This is a genomic window from Natronorubrum bangense (genome assembly GCF_004799645.1).
In the GTDB taxonomy this organism is placed as follows: Archaea; Halobacteriota; Halobacteria; order Halobacteriales; family Natrialbaceae; genus Natronorubrum; species Natronorubrum bangense.
In genome coordinates this window covers 2,199,720-2,219,013 of record NZ_CP031305.1, presented here as the reverse complement: position 1 = coordinate 2,219,013, position 19,294 = coordinate 2,199,720, and the positions used below count along the sequence as shown (strand labels likewise).

Below are 19,294 nucleotides of genomic sequence, written 5' to 3'. Positions count from 1 at the left end.
GCGGGCGAAAATCAGTGTCGGGGTTCCAAACGAGGGCTCAGAAGCGACGACGGCCGCCCGGACCACCGGGACCGCCAGGTCCGCCGGGACCGCCTGGGCCACCGCCGAGTTGGAACTGACTCGGCGCGCGGACGTTCTGCGTGCGCTTGATGTACTCTCCGTAGCCGAGTCCGATCACCAGCCCAACGAGGTGGGCCATGTGGGCAATCCCACCACCTCCCCCAGCACCAGCACCAATGAAGAGGACGCTTACGAGCGCGGTAAGCCCGGTCAGAATCCAGATCGGAACCGGGAGGACGAAATACAGGTACACCGTGAGATTGGGGTTCAAAACCGTGATCACACCCATGATCGCGAGCGCGGCACCGCTTGCGCCGAGGACGGAACTTGGGTCACCCTGTGCAGCCGAGATTCCGATCTGGCCGAGTCCGGCGAGCGCACCGCTCACAATGAACAGGACCGCGAAGTCCCGCGAGCCGACGTAGCGCTCCACGAGCGGGCCGAAAAAGAATATCACGATGCTGTTGAAGATGATGTGGAAGATTCCGACACCGCCGGGTTGAGCGAAGAAGGGCGCGTGAGCGAAGATAGAAGTCACCCATGTCCAGATATAGAGCGGATTCTCGGAGGAGAGTACGAACAACGTATCATGGAGGGCCCACCCACCGATCAGCCACGCGAGGAACTGCCCCATCATCGTGACCCACATGATCGCAAGGAACAGGTAGGTCATGTTCCCGCGGAAGTACGCGAGTGGGCCACCTGGTCCCGTATCAATCGGAAGTTTGTCAGTGATACTCGAGGCCTTCGATTTGCTCCCTCCGCCGTTTACGGAGTCGTCGAACCCGCTGTCGAACACCCCCTGCGGATCGTTCCAGTTCTGCAGCCCCGCACAGCTGTGGTTTTCGGGGAGCCGGTGTTCCGAACAGTAGGTCCCCCCACAGTGCCGACAGTTGTAGGGCATGCTTTCTTCCTTCCCACAGACGTCGCACGTGGCCATTGGCGGGGGGTATGTGTGGCACCGCTAAGGGATTTGGGGTTCAGGCCGTCTCGTGAGTGTGCGCTCGCGACGACAGCCTCGAGTCGCCGGACTGTACATTTTTGCCTACCCAACCCGGATATCGGGACGTGCAAGCATACGAGCGCAAGCAGCTGCTCGAGCGGGTCGAACGCGAGAGCGCGACCGTCGGCGCGGACATTCCCGAGACGATCACCGTCCAGGGCGAAGATATCGACCTCCGGACGTTCGTTTTCGAGATCAAACGCCGCGAGACGGTGCCAGCCGGCGAACGCGACCGTGTCGAGCAGGCCAAACGGAACTTGAGACGCGAGCGAAACGAGCGCATCGAACTGATCGAGGAGGGCAACATCACCCGCGAAGAAGGCGAGGAACTCGCCGGCAGCATCATCGGCATCGATCGGGCACTCAACGCCTTAGAGAGCCTCGGCCCGACGGACTTAGAGCGCGAACAGAAGGCCCAACAGGCCGCCGATACGAAACGCTGGATGTCGTTCCTACAGCAAGCGCTCGGCCGAGACGACGACGGCGCGGCACGGAGGGGGCGCTGATGGCGACCAACGCCGAGATCGCCGGCCGATTCGAGGAGTTCGCCGACTTGCTCGAGGCCGATGACGTCGAGTACAAACCCCGCGCCTACCGCCGGGCAGCCGAGAACATCCGCGCCCACCCCGTCCCGATCTCCGATCCCGTCGCGAGCGGCAACGAGGACGTCCTCGAGGAAATCGACGGCGTCGGCGACGCCATCTCGGCCAAAATCGTCGAGTACGTCGAGACCGGGACGATCGAGGAACTCGAGGAGCTGCGCGCGGAGTTGCCGATCGACATCGCCGACATCACCCGCATCGAAGGCGTCGGCCCCAAAACCGCGGGCAAACTGTATCGCGAGTTGGGTGTCGAGAGCTTAGACGCCCTCGAGGCAGCCGCCGAGGCCGGCGACGTTCAGGAGATCAAGGGCTTCGGCCCGAAGACCGAACAGAACATTCGGGACAACCTCGAGTTCGCCCGCCAGATCGGCCAGCGCTACCTACTGGGGGAAGGGCGACCCCTCGCCGACGACGTGCTCGCGTTTCTCGAGGGGCTCGAGGCCGTCGAGCGCTGTGAGGTCGCGGGCTCGATCCGCCGGTGGCGCGAGACGATCGGCGACGTAGACGTGCTCGCGGCGACGGATGCGGGCGAGGACGTCGTCGAGGCGTTCGTCGACTGGGAGTCGGTCGACGGCGAGATCGAATCCGGTCCCGAGAAGGCAAGCGTCCGCGTTGGCGAGATTCGCGTCGACCTACGGGTCGTCGTCCCAGAGGAGTTCGGCTCTGCGCTGCAGTACTTTACGGGCAGCAAGGACCACAACGTCCGGCTTCGCAACTACGCGATCGACCGCGGGATGAAGCTCAACGAGTACGGCGCGTTCGACGTGAGCGAGATCGACGCCCCCGATGCCGGGCTGCGTGTCGGCGACCGCGTCGCGGGCGACACGGAGGCGGGAATGTACGAGGCGCTCGGCCTGCCGTGGATCCCACCGGAGCTGCGCGAGGATCGCGGGGAGATCGCCGCCGCCGAGAACGACGCGTTGCCGGACCTGCTCACACGCGCGGACATTCAGGGAGATCTCCACACCCACACCGAGTGGTCCGACGGCAACACCTCACTCGAGGCAATGGTCGAAGCCGCCACGGAGTTGGGCTATGAGTACTACGGCGTCGCCGACCACGCCGAGGGGCCCGGCATCGTCGGCGGGATGGGGCTTTCGAACGCCGAGATTCTGGGACAGGTCGAGCTCGTCCGCGAGCTCGACGCCGACAGCGAGATCGCCGTCTTCGCGGGTATCGAAGCCAACGTCGACGCCGACGGCGAGATCGGCCTCTCCGAGGACGTGATCGACGCGCTTGACGTCGTCGTCGCCTCGCCACACAGCGGCCTCGATCAGGACGCCCAGACGGCGACCGACCGCCTCGTCCGCGCCATCGAAAACCCCGCAGTGGACGTGTTGGGACACCCGAGCGGCCGATTGCTCAACGAACGCTCCGGCCTCGAGTTCGACGCGACTGCCCTCGGAGAAGCTGCCGCTGCCAACGACACCGCTCTCGAGATCAACGCCAATCCACGGCGGCTCGATCTCTGGGGGAGCGCTGTTCAGGCGGCTCTGGAGAAGGGGGCACCGATCGCGGTCAACACCGACGCCCACCAGCCATCGACCCTCGAGTACATGCGCTGGGGTGTCCACACCGCCCGGCGCGGCTGGGCTGAACCAGACGACGTCATCAACACGTGGGGGCTCGAGGAACTGCGCGCGTTCTTGCACTGACTCCGATGAAGCTCCTGCTCGACGTCATGTGCGGCGGCGTGGTCTCGTATCTGCGGATGTGCAACCACGACACCGTCTACGCCGGCGACCGTGGACTCGAGGCCGACGACGCCCTCCTCGACGTGGCTCGAGCCGAGGATCGAACGCTGATCACGAGAGACGTCCAACTCGCCTCTCGTGCCGACAAGTCGATCCTCCTCGAGTCACGCGACGTCGAGGACCAACTCGCCGAACTCGCGGCCGCGGGCGTAGAGCTGACGCTCGCAGCCGAGCCAGCGTTCTGTGGCCGGTGTAACGGGCGACTCGAGGGCGTCGAGCCGCTGGCGTCGACACCCGAGTATGCGCCCGATCCTGCCGAAGTCGAGAGCTGGCGCTGCCGACGCTGTGGACAGTATTTCTGGCGTGGCAGCCACTGGGATCGGGTTGCAAAGACGCTCTCGGCGATCCGGCGAGGCGGCGACGAGCCGTGACCTGCGACCGCATTCGGGACTCTCACAGCGGCGAGCTGACCCGAACGGTTTCGTCGGTCGACGACGAACGTACTGGAGCAATGACAAACGGTAACAACGATCTCGATAGAGCGGGGAGACAGGCAGCGTACATCGCCAACGAGTGGAGCAACGACCCTGCGATCATGCAAACCCAAGCACTCTGTTACGTCGGGATCCAACTCGAGCGAATCGCGGACGCACTCGAAGAGGAGTAGTCGGCCGACGGCGTCGAGGAAAGGGTTACGTAACAGTTACAAAATTTGGCAGCAAACAGCAGCAGTCAGCATCAAAACGAGATGCTAACCCAAACCCTTAAATGTATATCTAATATACATAGTGGTATGGCCGAGTTCACGTTCCAAGGCGAGGAAGCAATCACGAAAGACGTGACAAAAACAGGAACGGGCGCGCACGTCTTCGTCCCGAAAGAATGGCTTGGTGAAGAAGTCGCCGTCATCCGACTCTCCCAAGACGACTAACACCACACATGTCCTCTACACACCTCTCACTCCCACTACGACTGCCAGATGAGGAGCGAGAGCGATACAATAGACTCGCTGACCTCACTACGCAGACAGCGAACACACTCATACAGCAGTACTGGACACCAGACTATCTTACAGAGATTAACGAGTCCTCGTATCAAGCGTGGAAATACTTTGACGAACAAGAAGCGTTTGAACAGTTCGACATCTATCTCCCCAGTCGATACAAACGCTGCCTCCTCCAGAAAGTTGGAGAAACACTTCGCAGTCACGCTGACAAACGAGAAGCCTTTCAAACAGTCAAACCGCTGCTTCCAGACCACAAGATTCGACGCATCCATACACGCCGAATCAAAAACCGACTTTGGGAATCCGAGGAATACCTCTCATCAGGTTACGTTGACTTGCTTATCGACCAGTTGAATGCTTACTACAACGTTCACGGCACGTATCCGGCCACGTACTTTGACTTTCAAGAGTGCCCTGAATATTCCTCTGGTGTGCTACCGTATTCAGCTGATGACGGCCCTACCAGCGGACAGGCAGTCAAATACCAGTACGATGAATCCACGAAACAACTCACTGTCGAACTCAAAACACCCGATACACTCGAACCCGAGACGTATGGGGATTGGACATGGACAGAATACACTCTTGATGGATACGAATCATTCAACGAGTTCGTTGAACACGGTAGTCTCTCTGCTCCGTCGTTCCACCCCAACACGTCGAAACGAGGGGACGAATACCACGAGTTATCGTTCCCTGTCGAAGTCGAACACGCAGACACCTCTGACGACGTTGACACAGTGTTGTCGATTGATGGCGGTCTGCGGAAAGATGCAACCGCTGTCGTCGTGGACAGTGATGGCGAACAACTCTCAACGCCATATTTCATTCAAAACACCGAACGGGAGAGAATGCGGAACCTGAACCGTGAACGCAACCAACTCAACTCGAAACTCGCAGACCTCCGACGACAGGGACGCGACCATACAGACCACTTCAAACATATCCAGTCAGAGTACGAGCGAGTGAACAACAAGATTCGACACAAACGCGAACAACTCGTACACGACGTAGCCAACCAAATACTCGCACTCGCTCTCGTGTACGATGTGGACGCTATTGTCCACGAAGATTTGCGATCACTCTCTCCTCCACGAGGTGAGGGACAGTTGTCGTGGGAGTTGTCGTCGTGGGCGCGGCGAGAGAGTATCAAGAGCATCGAATACCGCGCCGATATTGCTGGTATTCAGGTTGAACGAGTGTATGCAGGGAACACGAGTCGGTCGTGTCCTCGCTGTGGCTCTACAGGACATACAACGAAATCGCCTGACCACTACTACGAGGTCTGGCACGGCGGTCACTTCCGTTGCGACAACACTCGGTGTGGCTTTCAGGCTGACCGTGATTACGTTGGCGCTGTCAACGTGGCGCGAGTGTTCTTTGCGGAATCGGACTCGCTGGACTCTGATTTCACATCTTCCTATACGGGAGATTTTGAAATCGAGCTAGCTAGCCGTTCCGCTGGCTCGTGTCCTATGTTCGGTGATTCGCTTATCGCGTATACTGGACAGTCGAGAGTGACTGCTGGTGGCGGGTCGGCGTTTATCGCGCCCGCTGTCACTCCGACAGGGACGAAAAACGCGGTTAGCAGCAAAAGTTCTGTGTCAAGCCCAGCGACACACAGTTACTCTCTCTTTGTGAGAGATACTGCTGTTTGCTGCTGAAAATTGGAACGGTGGTCGATCAGTAGACGGAGACGTCGTCGAACCGGCCGTCGTAGGCGATGTGGTGTGGATGTGTCGGCTCAGTGCCCGACAGAAAGAGCCGATCGACCTTCTCCCAGGTATTTTCATAGGCGAGATGGGCAAGTTCGCGTGCTGTCGTTCGCCACCGCTTGCAGCCGTTGTCGTAGACGACTCGTCTGGCGACACCGTCTTTGAGTGCAGCGACGAGGTCGGCTTCGGTTTCGATGGCTCGCTCGAACGCGGTGTGTGCGACCCCGACAGAACGCGGAAGATGAGCGTACGACGACGCAAACGGCGGATACCCCAGTCGTTCGGCGATCCCACGCGCCCGCTCGTTGTGTGTTGGCAGATGTTTCGGATTGAAGATTTCGACGGCCTCGATGTCGTTTCGGTACTGTTGTAAATCCGCCTCTGTGAGGCTGACGTTGGCAAATTCGGGATGGGGAGCAAGCACCGCAGCCTCCTGTCGTTCGAACTCGTCCATCGCCGCCTCGAGCGGGATGAAATCCGGCACCGGCTCCTCGAGGCCGATCGCCAGAACGTGTTTCCGATTTCGCCACGAGCCGGTGAACACCTCCCGTGCGGGAATCACCAGCAGCTCATCGCTCGAGTAGCTGGCGGCCTGTCGTCGAATGTCGGGGAGTCGAGTGAAATGCGGTGCGTAGACGATCGCGTCGAGTCCCGCAGCACGGGCCTGCTCGACGACCGCGTCGTTGAGCACCTTTACGTGACAGTCAACTCGAGCCTCCGCTGCTATGCCGTCGCTCACGGGAGCCTCTTTTGCGACACTCGAGTTATGAATTCTGGTTTTGTCGCCACGCGACCGTCCCGCGATTGTAGCGACCAGCGACTACTCACCGGGCCACTCGTCGGCGGCGAGTGGCTCGCCCTCGAGGAAGGCTGTGATCCCCTCGTGGGCATCCGCAGTCGTGCAAAGGGCCCCAAACTGCTCGTTCGAGTACTCGAGTGCGTCGTCGTACTCGCGATCGAACATTTCGTAGACCGCCTTTTTCCCCATCTGGACGGCCGTTGGACTCTTGCTCGCGATCGTCTCGGCAAGGTCGACCGCCGTCGCTCGGTGCTCGCCGTCCGGGACGACACGGTTGATCAGCCCCCATTCGAGCGCTGTCTCGGCGTCGATCAGGTCGCCGGTTAGAACCAACTCGAGACATCGTTTTCTGGGGAGTGCTTTCATCAACGGCACGGACGGCCCCATACAAAACAGGCCGACCTTCGGTGCTGTCGCTCCAAACTGGGCTCCCTCAGCAGCCACAGCCAGATCACAGGCGGCGACCAGCCCGATGCCGTTGGCAGCCGCATGTCCGTGTACTGCCGCGATTACGGGGGTTCCCATCTCGGCGACCGTCTGGAACGGCGCTTCCATTACCGTGACCCACTCCTCGTACTCCGCTTTGGTCTCGTGGTCGTCGTGTTCGGAGAGGTCGATTCCGGCTGAGAACGTCTTACCCGCGCCATCGATGACGATTGCTCGGATATCGGACGCCGCCTCGAGCGCGTGCAACGCATCGTCGAGGTCCCGTGCGAGTCCTGTACTGAACGTGTTCATCGCCTCGGGTCGGTCGAGGGTGATCCGTCCGACATACTCCTCGCGACTGATCGCGACCGACTCGAGTTTCCCGGTGTTCGGTATCTCGTTTGTCATATTAAATAGCGTATCTAATCATGAGGATAACACACATCATGAATCGACCGGTCGGACACAGAGCGGCTCCCCTACTGTTGGCACTGTCGGCGGCCTCGAGACGGAACGCGAAAGCTCTCGTCACGACATCGCCGCACGAACTGCGTATCTGAGCACGCTGCTTGGCTGCGAAAAGATCATTACCCACGCCACTCGAACCATTCACTGAGAGTGAATGGCCTGGGAATGCGGAATCGACGGCTGTGGGGCGGTGTTCGAGGACGCCGAGTCGACGATCGTCCATCAAGCGACGGAACACACACGGCAGGAGTGTCAGGTCTGTGGTACCGTCGTTCCTGACGGCTACCTCGCGATTCGACACGCCTTCACCGAGCATAGTCGCGCCGAATACGTCCGCGCCTACGGTGCGAGCTCCGAAGAAGTCCGCAACCGGGAGGAACTGTTAGCGGAAGTCGAAGACGTTGCGGATATGGAAACGATCGCCGCTGAACTGAAACGATAGCGGCCGTCTCTCCGCGACTTGTCTGCCCGGGCGGTATCGGCTTCCCAACCCACTGTTTCCGACTGGGAGATACCGAACAGCCGATAATACGTCTATCCGTGAATCACCGCTTCCCGTCGACAATCAGTATATGGCCTGTTGACATCTGTTGGGTCTGTGCGCTACGTCGAGGTTACGATTCCAACCGGCCGGAAAGGAGCAGTGCTCGATATCCTCGAGGACGAGGATATCGACTACATTGTCAGCGACGAGACCAGCGATCGTGACTACGTCGCCGTCGTCAGGTTCCTGTTGCCCAGTCAGGCCGTCGAACGCACACTCGATCGGTTGACGGAAGCCGGAATCAGCGACGACGCGAACATTGTCGTCTTCGACACCCAGACCGTTCTGTCCGCCGAGTTCGCTCAGCTCAACGCAAAACACAGCCGCGACGGATCGGTCGGTGATCGGCTTTCGAGACAGGAGTTACAGACGAGAGCGGCGGGCCTGACGCCCTCGTTTCCCGTCTACGCGATGATGACCTTCATCAGCGCGATCGTCGCGACGTCCGGCCTGTTGCTCGATTCGCCGGCCGTCGTTGTCGGATCGATGGTAATCGCCCCACTGATCGGCCCAGCCCTCGCTGCCAGCGTTGGGACAGTCATCGCCGACACCGAGCTTCGATCAACCGGTTTCATTTACCAGTTCAGTGGCCTCGGTATTGCGGTGCTCGGATCGATCATGCTCGCTGGTCTCGTCCGAATCGTCGGCCTCGAGCCAGCTGGAATCGATATCGTTGCCATTGCGGAACTGGAAGAACGGGTCGCACCGAACTTGCTCGCGCTCGTCATTGCACTCGGTGCCGGTGTCGCGGGTATCTTGAGTCTCACACGAGAACTGTCCGAGGCGATCGTCGGCGTCATGATCGCCGCCGCGCTTATTCCGCCAGCTGCGGCTGTCGGGATCGCCCTCGCATGGGGGATGTATGGCGCTGCCGCCGGCGCACTCATACTGACGCTGGTCAATACGTTGTCGATCAACTTCGCCGCACTGGTCACGCTCTGGGGTGGTGGGTATCGACCGGCAGGACTGTTCTCCGTCTCTACTGCCCGCCGGCAGACGCTTGCGTTCGCGGCGATCCTCGGACTGGTCATGGTACTGTTGCTGGTCCCACTCGTCAGCGCAACGGTCGTCGAATTTCGCTCCGCGCAACTCGAGTCGGAGGTCGAAACCGACGTCAACGCCGTGCTTACCGACCCAGAATACGCGCATCTCGAAGTCGAATCGGTCGACGCCGAACTTGACGATGAGTATCCGATCCGATCAGTCGAGCGGGTCGTCATTGTCATCTCTGGGACCGGGGTTGCCTCGGGAGACAGCCTGACCGACCGACTCGTCGCGGGGGTCGACTCCCACACTGATGAGTCAGTTGCCGTCGAAGTTCGGTTCGTCGCTGCCGAACACCGAACGACGGACGAGACGGCACACGCCGTTACGGACCGTCACTGGACTGTTCTGCCTAGCGATTCGTCGCTCGCTGCTCCTTGAAACGGTCGTCTAAAAGTATTCGACTCGCGCTCGTCACTGTCTGCTCACGGGCACAGTGTGCCCGTTCGCATGGTTCGACGAACTATCGTTCGTCACTGTATTCAGCGCGGCAGTGCCGCGTTGACTGCTTGACGAGCGCGTTAGCGCTCGTCACTGTGCTCACGGCGCGATGCGCCGTTCGCTCTTCGACGAACTATCGTTCGTCGCTGTCAAGCACGCGGATCTGATCGCCCCGCACTGTCACCGGAATCGGAACCGTGGCCTCGTACAGTTCGACTGTCACCTGATCTTTACCTTCGTCGATGCGCTGGACCTGGGCTTTCTCGCCTTTGAACGGGCCAGCGATGAGTTCGACGATGTCTCCCTCGGCGATCCCTTCGACGTCCGGTTTCGGCGAGAGGAAGTGCTCGACTTCCGTAATGTCGGAGGTGCCGGGGACGATACTCTGGGCGTGGGGAATGTCCTCGAGGACACGGCTCAACACATTGTTCCCCTCGGCTTCGACCATCACGTAGGAGGTCAGCGAATCGGGAGCGAGTGCAGCGTGAATCTCTGGCTCCTCGCGGTTGATGATCATATCTGCCACGGTGCGCTCCTGACTCGCCGTGGTCTTGACTGCGTAAATGCCCATTAGAAACCACCAGTCAGGATGAGCATGATACCCCCGATAAGGAAGCCGATCAGCCCGATGAGCAGGATCCCTGCGCCGGCGATCTTCGACACCTGAAGGAATTCCTCAGTAGTGGGTGTCGTCGCCATTTTCAACACCCGAACGTATGAGGTCAGGTCGTACGGAACGTCCATATATGTCTAGTCACAACGCTGCTTCTTTTATCTGTCTTTCGTGTCTGCTGGATAACTGGGTCGACATCACTGCCGATGGGGCAGCGACAACAGCCCAACGTTGCACTCGACGACCCGGCGACCAAACCACTCGAGGACAAAGCGGACGTGTTATGGCCGAAGATGATACCGACCGGACAGACGAGTACGAGGCAGAACAGGAAGCCGAGATCGAGGACGAACTCGAGCGGATCGACCGCGATCCCGACGAGGCCGATGCCGGTGACAACGACCTCGGGACCCAGAACGCACCACGGGAAGACGCGGCCGACCTGAAGGACCTCGAGGAAACAGCGGATACCGAGGAGCGAGCAGACGCAGACGGATCCTGACCGCGACGACAGCCGCTTTTGTGCTGTCTCGACGCCGGATTTCGGTTCAGATCGACCATCGGTCTGCTGTCCGTCAGTTCTGGCGTGACCGCGAGCCGTCCTGCAGTCGAGCCGGTACATTGGTACAGCAGACCGTCTCACTGCACCGCTGGCAACACTTCGTAAACCCCCTCGAGGGCAAGCCCCCAAACACTTGTTTGAAGCCGATGTGGGATCGTGTATAAAATCGACCGCTTACGGCACGTCGACGTCAGGCCGGGGCTCGAGGGTCAACTCGACCGTTTGGCGCTCGCCATCGCGGATGACCTCGATAGCGACCGTCTCATCAGGCGTCGTTTCGAGTGCGAGCGTCGAGGAAAGCCCATCCTGGTTGGGAATTTCCTGGTCGTCGATAGCGACGATAACGTCGCCGCCGACCGGGACGACATCACCGTCGATGGTCGTTCCGCTGTCTGCTGGCTCGAGGACGCCGTCGGCCGGTGCGTCGGGGACGACGTCTGTGACCAGAACGCCTCCCGGCTCCGAAATCTCGTTGGCGTCAGCGACCAGCGGGCCAACAGGAAGGACGTTGACCCCCATGTAAGCGTGATCGTAGGCCCCCTCTTCGATGAGTGCAGGAACGACGCGGTCAGCAAGGAGCCCGGAGATCGCAAAGCCGATCGTCTGGCCAGCACCGGCGAAGACGACGCCGACGACATCGCCCTCGAGGTCGACGAGTGGGCCACCGCTGTTACCGGGGTTGACTGGCGCGTCGGTCTGGATCGCTGCCGGAATCGAGAACCCGGTCGGACTCGGAAGTGACCGATCGATACCGCTGATGATCCCCTGCGAAATCGACGCATCGAGGCCCAAGGGATTGCCCAGCGCGAGCACTTCCGACCCGATTTCGGGCTCGCTGTCGGCAAACGAGAGCCCGTCAGGGCCATCTGGCATCTCGTCGACGTCGAGCACGGCCAGATCACTGTGGATGTCCGTCCCAACGACAGACGCCGCTCGCCACTGTTCGTCGCGAAACTGGAGTTCGACCTCGCTTGCCCCACGGACGACGTGGTGGTTGGTCACGACGTGGTCGTCGTCGATGACGAACCCAGAGCCGAGCCCGCCGGGAAGCGATTCGTCGGCTCCGAACACGTTGACGAGGACGACGTCGTCGATGGTCTCCTCGTAGGCGGCACTGTACGGACTGCCCGCGTCGAGGTCATCGCTCTGGGCGCTCGAGTCACCGATCACTGTGTGACTGCTGGCAGCTGCAGAGCCACCGGCGCAAAGTGCCGTGGCAGCGCCGACAGTCAGACCCAGCACTCGCCGGCGACTGACGCGAGTTTGCTCTGAAGACATGCCCATTGCCACCCCGAGGAGTCCAATAAAACATTCACCAGCACGCCCATCCCGAACGGTGGGGGCTCGTACGGACTGTTGTCGTCACGTCCCGCCGATCACCGACCCCGCTGCTGGTGGTTGGAACAGCAGGCCGTATCACCACTCCCCGGCCGCTGCCGGCCGTCGCTTATTGTCGCTGGCGAGCCATAGAGAGACATCCGAACTGCTCGCTAACTGTCCCCTGTCACAATCACACTACCTGTATGGAGTATCTACCGCTACGTGACTACGCGCTCATCGGCAACGACGACCGCTGTGCACTCGTCAGCCGCCACGGATCGATCGACTGGTGTTGTTTCCCACACCTCGAGTCACCGAGCGTCTTCGCTCGGATTCTCGACGCCGATCACGGTGGTCAGTTCGCCGTGTACCCGACCGCCGACCACGAGTCGAATCACTGCTATGCCGATCGAACGAACGTTCTCAAGACGACCTTCGAAACTGAGCGCGGACAGGCGACCGTAACCGACTTCATGCCGATTCGAGCCGGTGGAATGCCAAGCGATGAGCGCTTTCAGCAGGCGATCTACCGTCGTCTCGAGTGCGATCGGGGATCGATCGAATTACGACTCGAGTTCGAACCGCGGTTCGACTACGCTCGCAGGGAGGCGACACTGGAGCCGACAGCCGACGGTGTCCGCGCCACGAGCAGTGATGAGCCAGCGGGCGACGACAGGGCCGAAGCCACGGACAGGGAGGCCGATACTGGCAGCGAGCAGCTTCATTTGATCGGTGACCTCGAGTTCGCAATCGATGAGACGGAACCGTCGGCGACGGGAACGGTTTCGCTCACGGCGGGCGAGCGTTGCTGGGTCGGTGTCCAGTACGGTGGCCGAGAGCCGATGGCGTCGATCGATCGTCAAGCGACGCTCGACGAGACGAAACGATACTGGCGCGAGTGGGTTGGGTCCCGTGATGAGGTTCCAGCGCCGATGCCCGAGCGCTGGCACGAGATGGTCGTCCGGTCGGAGCTCCTGTTGAAACTGCTCATCCACCACGAGACAGGAGCGATTCCGGCCGCCGCGACGACCTCGATCCCCGAAGCCATCGGCGAGCCACGGACCTGGGACTACCGATACAACTGGATTCGTGACGCGAAGTTCACCGTGCAGGCGTTACACGATACGGGCCACCGACAGGAAGCCCGCGACTACTTTGATTGGTTTGCGGACATCGCTCGACGCGATCCGGCGAAGATTCAGCCGCTGTACGGTCTCCATGGCGAGGAGCACATCGAGGAGCACACGCTCGAGCATCTCTCTGGCTATCGCAATACGGGACCCGTCCGGATCGGGAACGGAGCCGCCCCACAGCGGCAACTCGACGCGTACGGGACGATCGTACAGGCGATCTACGAGACGATCAAGTTCGACGAAGACATCCCACTCGACAGCGACGACTGTGATGCGATCTGTGACATCGTCAGCTACGTCTGTCGACACTGGGACGAGCGTGATGCCGGTATCTGGGAGTTTCGAGACGAACGGCGGCACTTCCTTCACTCGAAACTGTTGTGCTGGGTCGCACTCGATCGGGGAATCGCACTCGCAACCGAAAACGACTTCGAGGCACCTCTCGAGGAGTGGCGCGAGAACCGAGCCGCCCTCCGCGAGACTATCGAGGACCGCGGATTCAGCGAGAACGCAAACAGCTTCGTCCAGCACTTCGAGACCGAGACGGCGATCGACGCGACTGCTCTTTTGATACCGATCTACGAGTTCCTCCCGCCCGAAGACGACCGCGTACAGGCGACGATCGACACCGTTCTCGAGCAGTTGACGACCGACGATGGACTCGTCGTCCGGTTTGTCGACAGTGATATCCGCCAGGACGAGAAGAAGGCGTTCTTCCTGTGTTCGTTCTGGCTGATCGACGCGCTCGTCCTCTCGAACCGTCTCGAGCGCGCGCGGAAGTACTTTGAAAACGTACTCGAGTATGCGAGCCCGCTGGGGCTTTACTCGGAGAAGGTTGCACCCGAGGACGGCACGCTGTTGGGCAATTTCCCACAAGCGTTCTCGCATCTCGGGTTGATAAACAGCGTCACCTATCTCACACGGGCGATCGAGGCTGACGGTGAGGTCACGCCAACTGACTTCGATCCCGAAAACGCAGAAACGCTGTTCAGACGTGGCGATCCACCGGAGCTGTAGTGACCGGTCGCGTGGTGAGTTTCGTCGGCCTGAGCAAATCGACACACGGCTTGCTCGAGGGCGATTACTCTTCGTCGAACAGCTCCTCGCCGTCGATCATGTGCTCTTCGACGGCGTCCATGTCGAGTGTCACGCCGAGGCCCGGTTGCTCGGGTATCTCGATGTAGCCGTCCTCGATGACGTCATCCTCGACCAGATCTTCCCACCAACCGAGTTCGTAGGAGTGGTACTCGACGGCAAGCGAGTTCGAGATCGCCGCGCCGACGTGGGCACTGGCCATCGTCGCAACCGGCGAGGCGACGTTGTGCATCGCGACAGGGACGTAGTACATATCCGCGAGGTCGGCGATCTTGCGGGTCTCGCGCATGCCGCCGACTTTCGGCATGTCGGGGGCAATGATGTCGACGGCCTGTTCCTCGAGCAGGCGGCGCTGACCGTGTTTTCGATACACGTTCTCGCCGACAGTGATGGGCGTCGTCGTCGACTGAGTGACCTCCCGCTGAACGTCGTGATTCTCCGGCGGGACGGGGTCTTCGAGCCACCAGACGTCGTACTCCTCGAGGCGTTTTGCGAGACGCTTGGCGCTGCCGCCGGAGAACGTCCAGTGACAGTCGAACGCGACGTCGGCCCGTGAGCCGACGCGTTCGGTGATCGCCTCGACGATGCTGGCTTTATGTTCGATTTCTGGCGCCCGAAGGTGGCGGTTCGCGCGATCCTTCTCGTGGCCCGACGGCACGTCGAGATCGAACTTCAGCGCGTCGTAGCCGAGTTCGTCGACGACCCGTTCGGCTTCGTCGGCACACGCGATCGGGTCGGCTTCGTCTTCGGTGTGACAGTCACAGTAGACCCGGACCTCGTCGCGATACTTGCCACCGAGCAGTTGGTACGCTGGGACCTCGAGGATCTTGCCCGCTAGATCGTGAAGAGCGACTTCGATGCCCGAGATCGCGGTGACGGTGACGCCGCCGATCGACCCCTCGCCGGACATCTTCTGGACCAGATGCTCCGTCAGGCGGTCGATGTCGAGTGGGTTCTCGCCCCGCAGGAACGGCGCCATTCGCTCGATCAACTCTGGCGCGCCTGCGCCCCAGTAGGCCTCGCCGGTGCCGACGATACCCGCGTCAGTATAGATTCGAACGAGCGTCCACGGAAAGTTCCCGTCGACCATCGTCGTCTGGACGTCCGTGATCTCGACGTCGCGCCCGCCACCGCGCTCGCGTGTGACGTTCATCGTCTCCGCGGAGAGGTCTCGCATCGTGTACTCCGCATTCGGATCGTGTAATTGCGTGTAATCGACACCCATGTTTTGAATGGTAACTCTGAATGTAGTAATAATTTCTGATTGTTTCCGGCTCTATGCGCTGCCGAATTCCACGGCCGTCTTTATAATGTCGTCGCCCGTTTCGAACGCCGCTTCGAACTCCTCGAGTCCGTAGACTCCAGTGACGAGGTCGTCGGTGAATGACTCGGGGAGCTGTGAGAGAGTGTCGACTGCGGATTCGAAGTGGCCGCGATGGGAGTTGACGGTCCCAAGCAGCGCCTTGTTGTGCAGGACGAGTTCGCGGTGGAGTCGCCCACCGTCGACGTCGAACTCCCAGGGTTCGGGGACGCCGAGCAACACGCCGACGCCGTTCGGTGCGAGCGCGTCGACCGTCTCGAAGGCGTGTTTGGCGTAACCAGTTGCCTCGTAGACGAGGTCCGCGGATTCGTGGACGGCCGGAATCTCTGGCACCGGCGTTTCGCGGGAGTCGACGTACGTCGAGCCGAGGTCCTCGATGAGATCGATCGTCGGATGTGGACGATCGCGCCGGCCGAGACAGTAGGTGCGGTCGATGTCCAGAACCGTCTCGAACATCGCGAGCGTAATCAGCCCAAGCGAGCCATTCCCGAGGACGAGCGCCGACTCGGGTTCCCACTCGAACGCAGAGCGGGAAGCAACGGCGTGTTCGACGGCTTTTTCGGTGATACTGATCGGCTCGACGAGGAACCCAAGCGGTGCGAGTCGTTCGGGAATCGGCACGAGGTACTCCGCCGGACTCGTAAAGTACTCCGCCATGAACCCGTGTGCGCCGACGATACCGCGTTCGGCGTACTGGCCGTCGGGTGCCATATCGGGCTCGCCACGCTCGAAGTACTCGTTCGCTCCGTTCGGTTCACGCCGAACCGTCGGGACGACGAACTCGCCTTCCTCGAGGTCGGTACCGTTCGAATCCTCAACGATGCCGACGGCTTCGTGGCCGAGAACGAGTCGATCCTCGCCGTCCGGTGGCTGTCCGTGGTGGCCCGCGATGACTTCGTGATCGGTTCCATCGACCCCTACGTAAAGCGTGCGGACGAGTGCTTCGCCAGAAGACGGTTCGGGACGGGGTTTCTCGACGAGGACGGGTTCCCCGGCCCCGGGTTCGACAGCGATCGCTTTCATATCTCGAGCAAGGACGGCAGCCGGTAAAAGATTTACCCAATCCGTAGTAAATATTTGAACAAGGCTGTGTTACCGGCAGTACCTCTCTTTGTGGTGATATGATTGCCCACTGACCTCGAGTGCGTTACCGTGAGAAGCCACACAGTTCGTGAACTTATCGAAGAGACCCGTGCTATCGGGTGTACGGTGGGTACGAAACTCGTGTGTCTGGAATGGGGGCAGCGATCGTCACTGATAGATTCTGGCCGTCGACAGCCATCGACGGTGGACCGTTGCGCCCGCGATCGATCTCGACAGTATTCGTGACGGGACCCAACCACACTGCTGCGCTGTGTCACTCCCAGTAGGGACTTGTGAATGGCGATACCGCACCGCCAGTAAATATTGGTCGGGACGCGGCTGTGGTGGAGTTGTATCGCCCCAATCAGCCATGCTTACGGCTGAACCAGTGAACGACACGAGCATAGCACGGCGTTCGCTGTCGTGTCGGCTGCGGTAGACACCCGATAACGTAGTGCTGTACGGGAACGGTCGCTGGGTATCGACGCTGCGCCGTCGAGAGTCAACCTGGCCGACACGCTGCCGATTCACGAGGATGACGGTTCGAATCGCTTGCGACCTAGTCTTGTCGGGCATCATCGACGGCGTCGACGAACGCAGCAGCCGTCTCCCGAACACGGTCCATATCGCCCGCAGCGATGGCATCGGCGTCGAGGATCGCACCGCCCGCGCCGACGGCAACGGCACCGGCCTCGAGGTAGTCTGCAGCGTTCTCGCGTGAAATCCCACCCGTCGGAATAACGTCGACATCGCCGAGTGGCCCCCGAAGCGCGCCGATGTGGCCTGGTCCCATCGACGAGGCAGGGAACAGTTTGAGCACGTCCGCACCGGCATCCATCGCGGTCACGGCCTCCGTTGGCGTCATGACGCCTGCCGCACAGAGCACGCCGTGTCGGTTGCAGGTGCGGATGATCGCGGCGTCAGTGTGTGGCGAGACGACGAACGCCGCGCCAGCGTCGATCACCGACTGTGCGGTTGCAGCATCGAGGACCGTCCCGGCCCCGACGATCGCGTCCGTGTCGGTGAGCTCCCGGTCGATAGCTGCGATCTTTTCGCTCGCGCGTTTCCCGTCGGCCGTCACCTCGAGTGCGGCGACGCCGCCATCGTGGATCGCTCGGGCGACTGGGACGATATCGTCCTCGTCGACACCACGGAGGACGGCAATGACGCCGCCGTCGACGATCCGATCCCTGATACTGCGGGCGTTGGTCATCGGTCCCCTCCGCTCGAGAGCTGTCGGTTCGGTTCCATCGCCGCCTGGCCGCTCGATCGCCGGTCTGTGGACAGCCGTCCCATCATAGGGTCCCGTTCGCTCCGTGGATCAATAAATTTACTCTCGATCGAAAAACGAGTGTCACTGTTCGGTCCAGTCGCCGACTGAACGAGATGAGCAACCAGCAGCTCGCTATCGTAGCCACTGCACGTCACTGCACACCGCATCGCACGACACTCTTCGCTGCGGTGTCAATCGATTCGACTGTTACTATGCCGTGGTGACGGCCAGTGGCTACCGGAGTCGATCCAGTTCGTCGGGAACGTCGCCCAGGCCGACACCAAGCGTCCGCGCCGTTGCGAACGCGACGCGCTTTTCGGCCGTTCGCCGCTCGATCGCGTTCGGACCGACAGCGAGTTCGACTCGAGTCAGTCCATCCTCGAGACTCGATTGACCGAGCACCGTCACCGGGCCAACCTCGCGCGTATTCCGAACGTGTGTGCCACCGCAGACCGACACGTCCCACTGGCCATGCGCGCTCGATGTCGTGGTGCCGGCGCTGTTGGTATCGTTCGCACCGATCGTGACGACTCGTACACGATCGCCCTCGAAAGCGTCCACCTCCCGTTCGTCGACGCAAATTCGCTCGTGTTCGCGTGCCCTCGAGACCGGGATCGCTTCCCAGGACACCGACCGAGATTCCCAGACAACCCGAGTGACCAGTTCGTCCAGTTCGATCAGTGTCGCTTCGTCGACTGGCTCTGTCTCGAGGTCGAGTCCGACCACCTCCGGACCGATCTCGAGGCCAGCGACGGTCCCCTCTCCGAGCGTTCGCCTGACGGCACCAGCGAGAATATGGCTGGCCGTATGCGCCCGCATACAGTACATTCGAAACGCCCACTCGACCGAACACAGGGCCCGATGGCCCTGTCTGAACGACGGCTCCTCGGCTAAGACGTGGCGCTGTTCTCCATCGACCAGCCGAACGTCGGCGACCTCGAGGCCGCCGATCGTCCCGCGGTCGGCCGGCTGGCCACCGCTTGCACCATAAAAGTAGCTCGTCTCGAGCCAGACGCAGTCTCCATCGACAGCCGTCACCTCCGTTTCGAATCGTGTGGCGTACGGCTCCCGTGCCGCCCGTTGTCCGGTCAT

20 protein-coding genes are annotated in these 19,294 nt (G+C 61.1%); 10 read left to right on the top strand and 10 right to left on the bottom strand.

Annotation, left to right across the window (positions count from 1 at the left end):
* Positions 1 to 37: 37 nt before the first annotated feature.
* Positions 38 to 1,000 carry a rhomboid family intramembrane serine protease gene (locus tag DV706_RS11035; protein ID WP_006067491.1) on the bottom strand — a complete coding sequence of 321 codons (963 nt, stop codon included), beginning with the start codon at positions 998 to 1,000 and terminating at the stop codon, positions 38 to 40.
* Positions 1,001 to 1,128: 128 nt separating this feature from the next.
* Between DV706_RS11035 and DV706_RS11030 the strand changes: the two genes are divergently transcribed.
* The 6 genes from DV706_RS11030 to DV706_RS11010 all read left to right on the top strand — a co-directional run bounded on the left by DV706_RS11030 (position 1,129) and on the right by DV706_RS11010 (position 6,029).
* Positions 1,129 to 1,569, top strand: a complete 441-nt coding sequence (locus DV706_RS11030) for a DUF5788 family protein (protein ID WP_006067492.1) — start codon at positions 1,129 to 1,131, stop codon at positions 1,567 to 1,569.
* Positions 1,569 to 3,320, top strand: a complete 1,752-nt coding sequence (polX, locus tag DV706_RS11025; RefSeq protein WP_006067493.1) for a DNA polymerase/3'-5' exonuclease PolX — start codon at positions 1,569 to 1,571, stop codon at positions 3,318 to 3,320. The genes DV706_RS11030 and polX overlap by 1 nt, the downstream gene beginning before the upstream one ends.
* A 5-nt stretch (positions 3,321 to 3,325) precedes the next feature.
* The gene (locus DV706_RS11020; protein WP_006067494.1) at positions 3,326 to 3,790 is read left to right on the top strand and encodes a Mut7-C RNAse domain-containing protein; all 465 of its coding nucleotides are present in this window, start codon (positions 3,326 to 3,328) and stop codon (positions 3,788 to 3,790) included.
* An 80-nt stretch (positions 3,791 to 3,870) separates the two neighbouring features.
* A complete protein-coding gene (locus tag DV706_RS21760) occupies positions 3,871 to 4,026 on the top strand; it encodes a hypothetical protein (protein WP_169331123.1) in 156 nt (51 codons plus the stop codon).
* Between the two features lie 126 nt (positions 4,027 to 4,152).
* Positions 4,153 to 4,290, top strand: coding sequence for a DUF2080 family transposase-associated protein (locus DV706_RS11015; protein ID WP_006065802.1), 138 nt, complete (start codon positions 4,153 to 4,155; stop codon positions 4,288 to 4,290).
* An 8-nt stretch (positions 4,291 to 4,298) separates the two neighbouring features.
* Positions 4,299 to 6,029, top strand: coding sequence for a transposase (locus DV706_RS11010; RefSeq protein ID WP_240756751.1), 1,731 nt, complete (start codon positions 4,299 to 4,301; stop codon positions 6,027 to 6,029).
* A 19-nt stretch (positions 6,030 to 6,048) separates the two neighbouring features.
* On the opposite strand, the gene DV706_RS11005 is transcribed toward DV706_RS11010, so the two are convergent.
* The gene (locus DV706_RS11005) at positions 6,049 to 6,819 is read right to left on the bottom strand and encodes a PHP-associated domain-containing protein (protein WP_049889616.1); all 771 of its coding nucleotides are present in this window, start codon (positions 6,817 to 6,819) and stop codon (positions 6,049 to 6,051) included.
* Between the two features lie 81 nt (positions 6,820 to 6,900).
* Positions 6,901 to 7,713, bottom strand: coding sequence for an enoyl-CoA hydratase/isomerase family protein (locus DV706_RS11000; protein WP_006064551.1), 813 nt, complete (start codon positions 7,711 to 7,713; stop codon positions 6,901 to 6,903).
* A 214-nt stretch (positions 7,714 to 7,927) separates the two neighbouring features.
* Between DV706_RS11000 and DV706_RS10995 the strand changes: the two genes are divergently transcribed.
* Complete coding sequence (locus DV706_RS10995) at positions 7,928 to 8,215, top strand: DUF7565 family protein (RefSeq protein WP_006064552.1); 288 nt, start codon at positions 7,928 to 7,930, stop codon at positions 8,213 to 8,215.
* A 156-nt stretch (positions 8,216 to 8,371) separates the two neighbouring features.
* A complete protein-coding gene (locus DV706_RS10990) occupies positions 8,372 to 9,742 on the top strand; it encodes a TIGR00341 family protein (RefSeq protein WP_006064553.1) in 1,371 nt (456 codons plus the stop codon).
* A 193-nt stretch (positions 9,743 to 9,935) separates the two neighbouring features.
* Here the strand turns inward: DV706_RS10990 and DV706_RS10985 are convergent, their stop codons facing one another.
* Positions 9,936 to 10,373 (bottom strand): transcription elongation factor Spt5, encoded by a 438-nt coding sequence (locus DV706_RS10985; protein WP_006064554.1) that lies wholly within the window; start codon positions 10,371 to 10,373, stop codon positions 9,936 to 9,938.
* Positions 10,373 to 10,546: a protein translocase SEC61 complex subunit gamma gene (locus DV706_RS10980; protein WP_006064555.1), complete on the bottom strand. Its 174-nt coding sequence runs from the start codon at positions 10,544 to 10,546 to the stop codon at positions 10,373 to 10,375. Before DV706_RS10980 ends, DV706_RS10985 begins: the two co-directional genes overlap by 1 nt.
* Positions 10,547 to 10,698: 152 nt before the next feature.
* On the opposite strand from DV706_RS10980, the gene DV706_RS10975 reads away from it, so the two are divergent.
* Positions 10,699 to 10,917 (top strand): hypothetical protein, encoded by a 219-nt coding sequence (locus DV706_RS10975; RefSeq protein WP_006064556.1) that lies wholly within the window; start codon positions 10,699 to 10,701, stop codon positions 10,915 to 10,917.
* A 234-nt stretch (positions 10,918 to 11,151) separates the two neighbouring features.
* Here DV706_RS10975 and DV706_RS10970 read toward each other — a convergent pair whose 3' ends face one another.
* A complete protein-coding gene (locus DV706_RS10970; protein ID WP_049889626.1) occupies positions 11,152 to 12,255 on the bottom strand; it encodes a S1C family serine protease in 1,104 nt (367 codons plus the stop codon).
* 245 nt (positions 12,256 to 12,500) lie between these two features.
* Here DV706_RS10970 and DV706_RS10965 point away from each other — a divergent pair, with 245 nt between their 5' ends.
* On the top strand, positions 12,501 to 14,447 hold the full coding sequence (locus DV706_RS10965; protein ID WP_006064558.1) for a glycoside hydrolase family 15 protein: 1,947 nt from the start codon (positions 12,501 to 12,503) through the stop codon (positions 14,445 to 14,447).
* A gap of 64 nt (positions 14,448 to 14,511) precedes the next feature.
* Here DV706_RS10965 and DV706_RS10960 read toward each other — a convergent pair whose 3' ends face one another.
* The 4 genes from DV706_RS10960 to DV706_RS10945 form a co-directional block, all read right to left on the bottom strand.
* Entirely contained in the window at positions 14,512 to 15,750 is a 1,239-nt protein-coding gene (locus tag DV706_RS10960; RefSeq protein ID WP_006064559.1) for a mandelate racemase/muconate lactonizing enzyme family protein, read from the bottom strand.
* A 51-nt stretch (positions 15,751 to 15,801) separates the two neighbouring features.
* On the bottom strand, positions 15,802 to 16,869 hold the full coding sequence (locus DV706_RS10955; protein ID WP_006064560.1) for a glucose 1-dehydrogenase: 1,068 nt from the start codon (positions 16,867 to 16,869) through the stop codon (positions 15,802 to 15,804).
* 619 nt (positions 16,870 to 17,488) lie between these two features.
* Complete coding sequence (locus DV706_RS10950; protein ID WP_006064561.1) at positions 17,489 to 18,142, bottom strand: bifunctional 4-hydroxy-2-oxoglutarate aldolase/2-dehydro-3-deoxy-phosphogluconate aldolase; 654 nt, start codon at positions 18,140 to 18,142, stop codon at positions 17,489 to 17,491.
* A 294-nt stretch (positions 18,143 to 18,436) separates the two neighbouring features.
* Positions 18,437 to 19,294: an alanyl-tRNA editing protein gene (locus DV706_RS10945; protein WP_006064563.1), complete on the bottom strand. Its 858-nt coding sequence runs from the start codon at positions 19,292 to 19,294 to the stop codon at positions 18,437 to 18,439.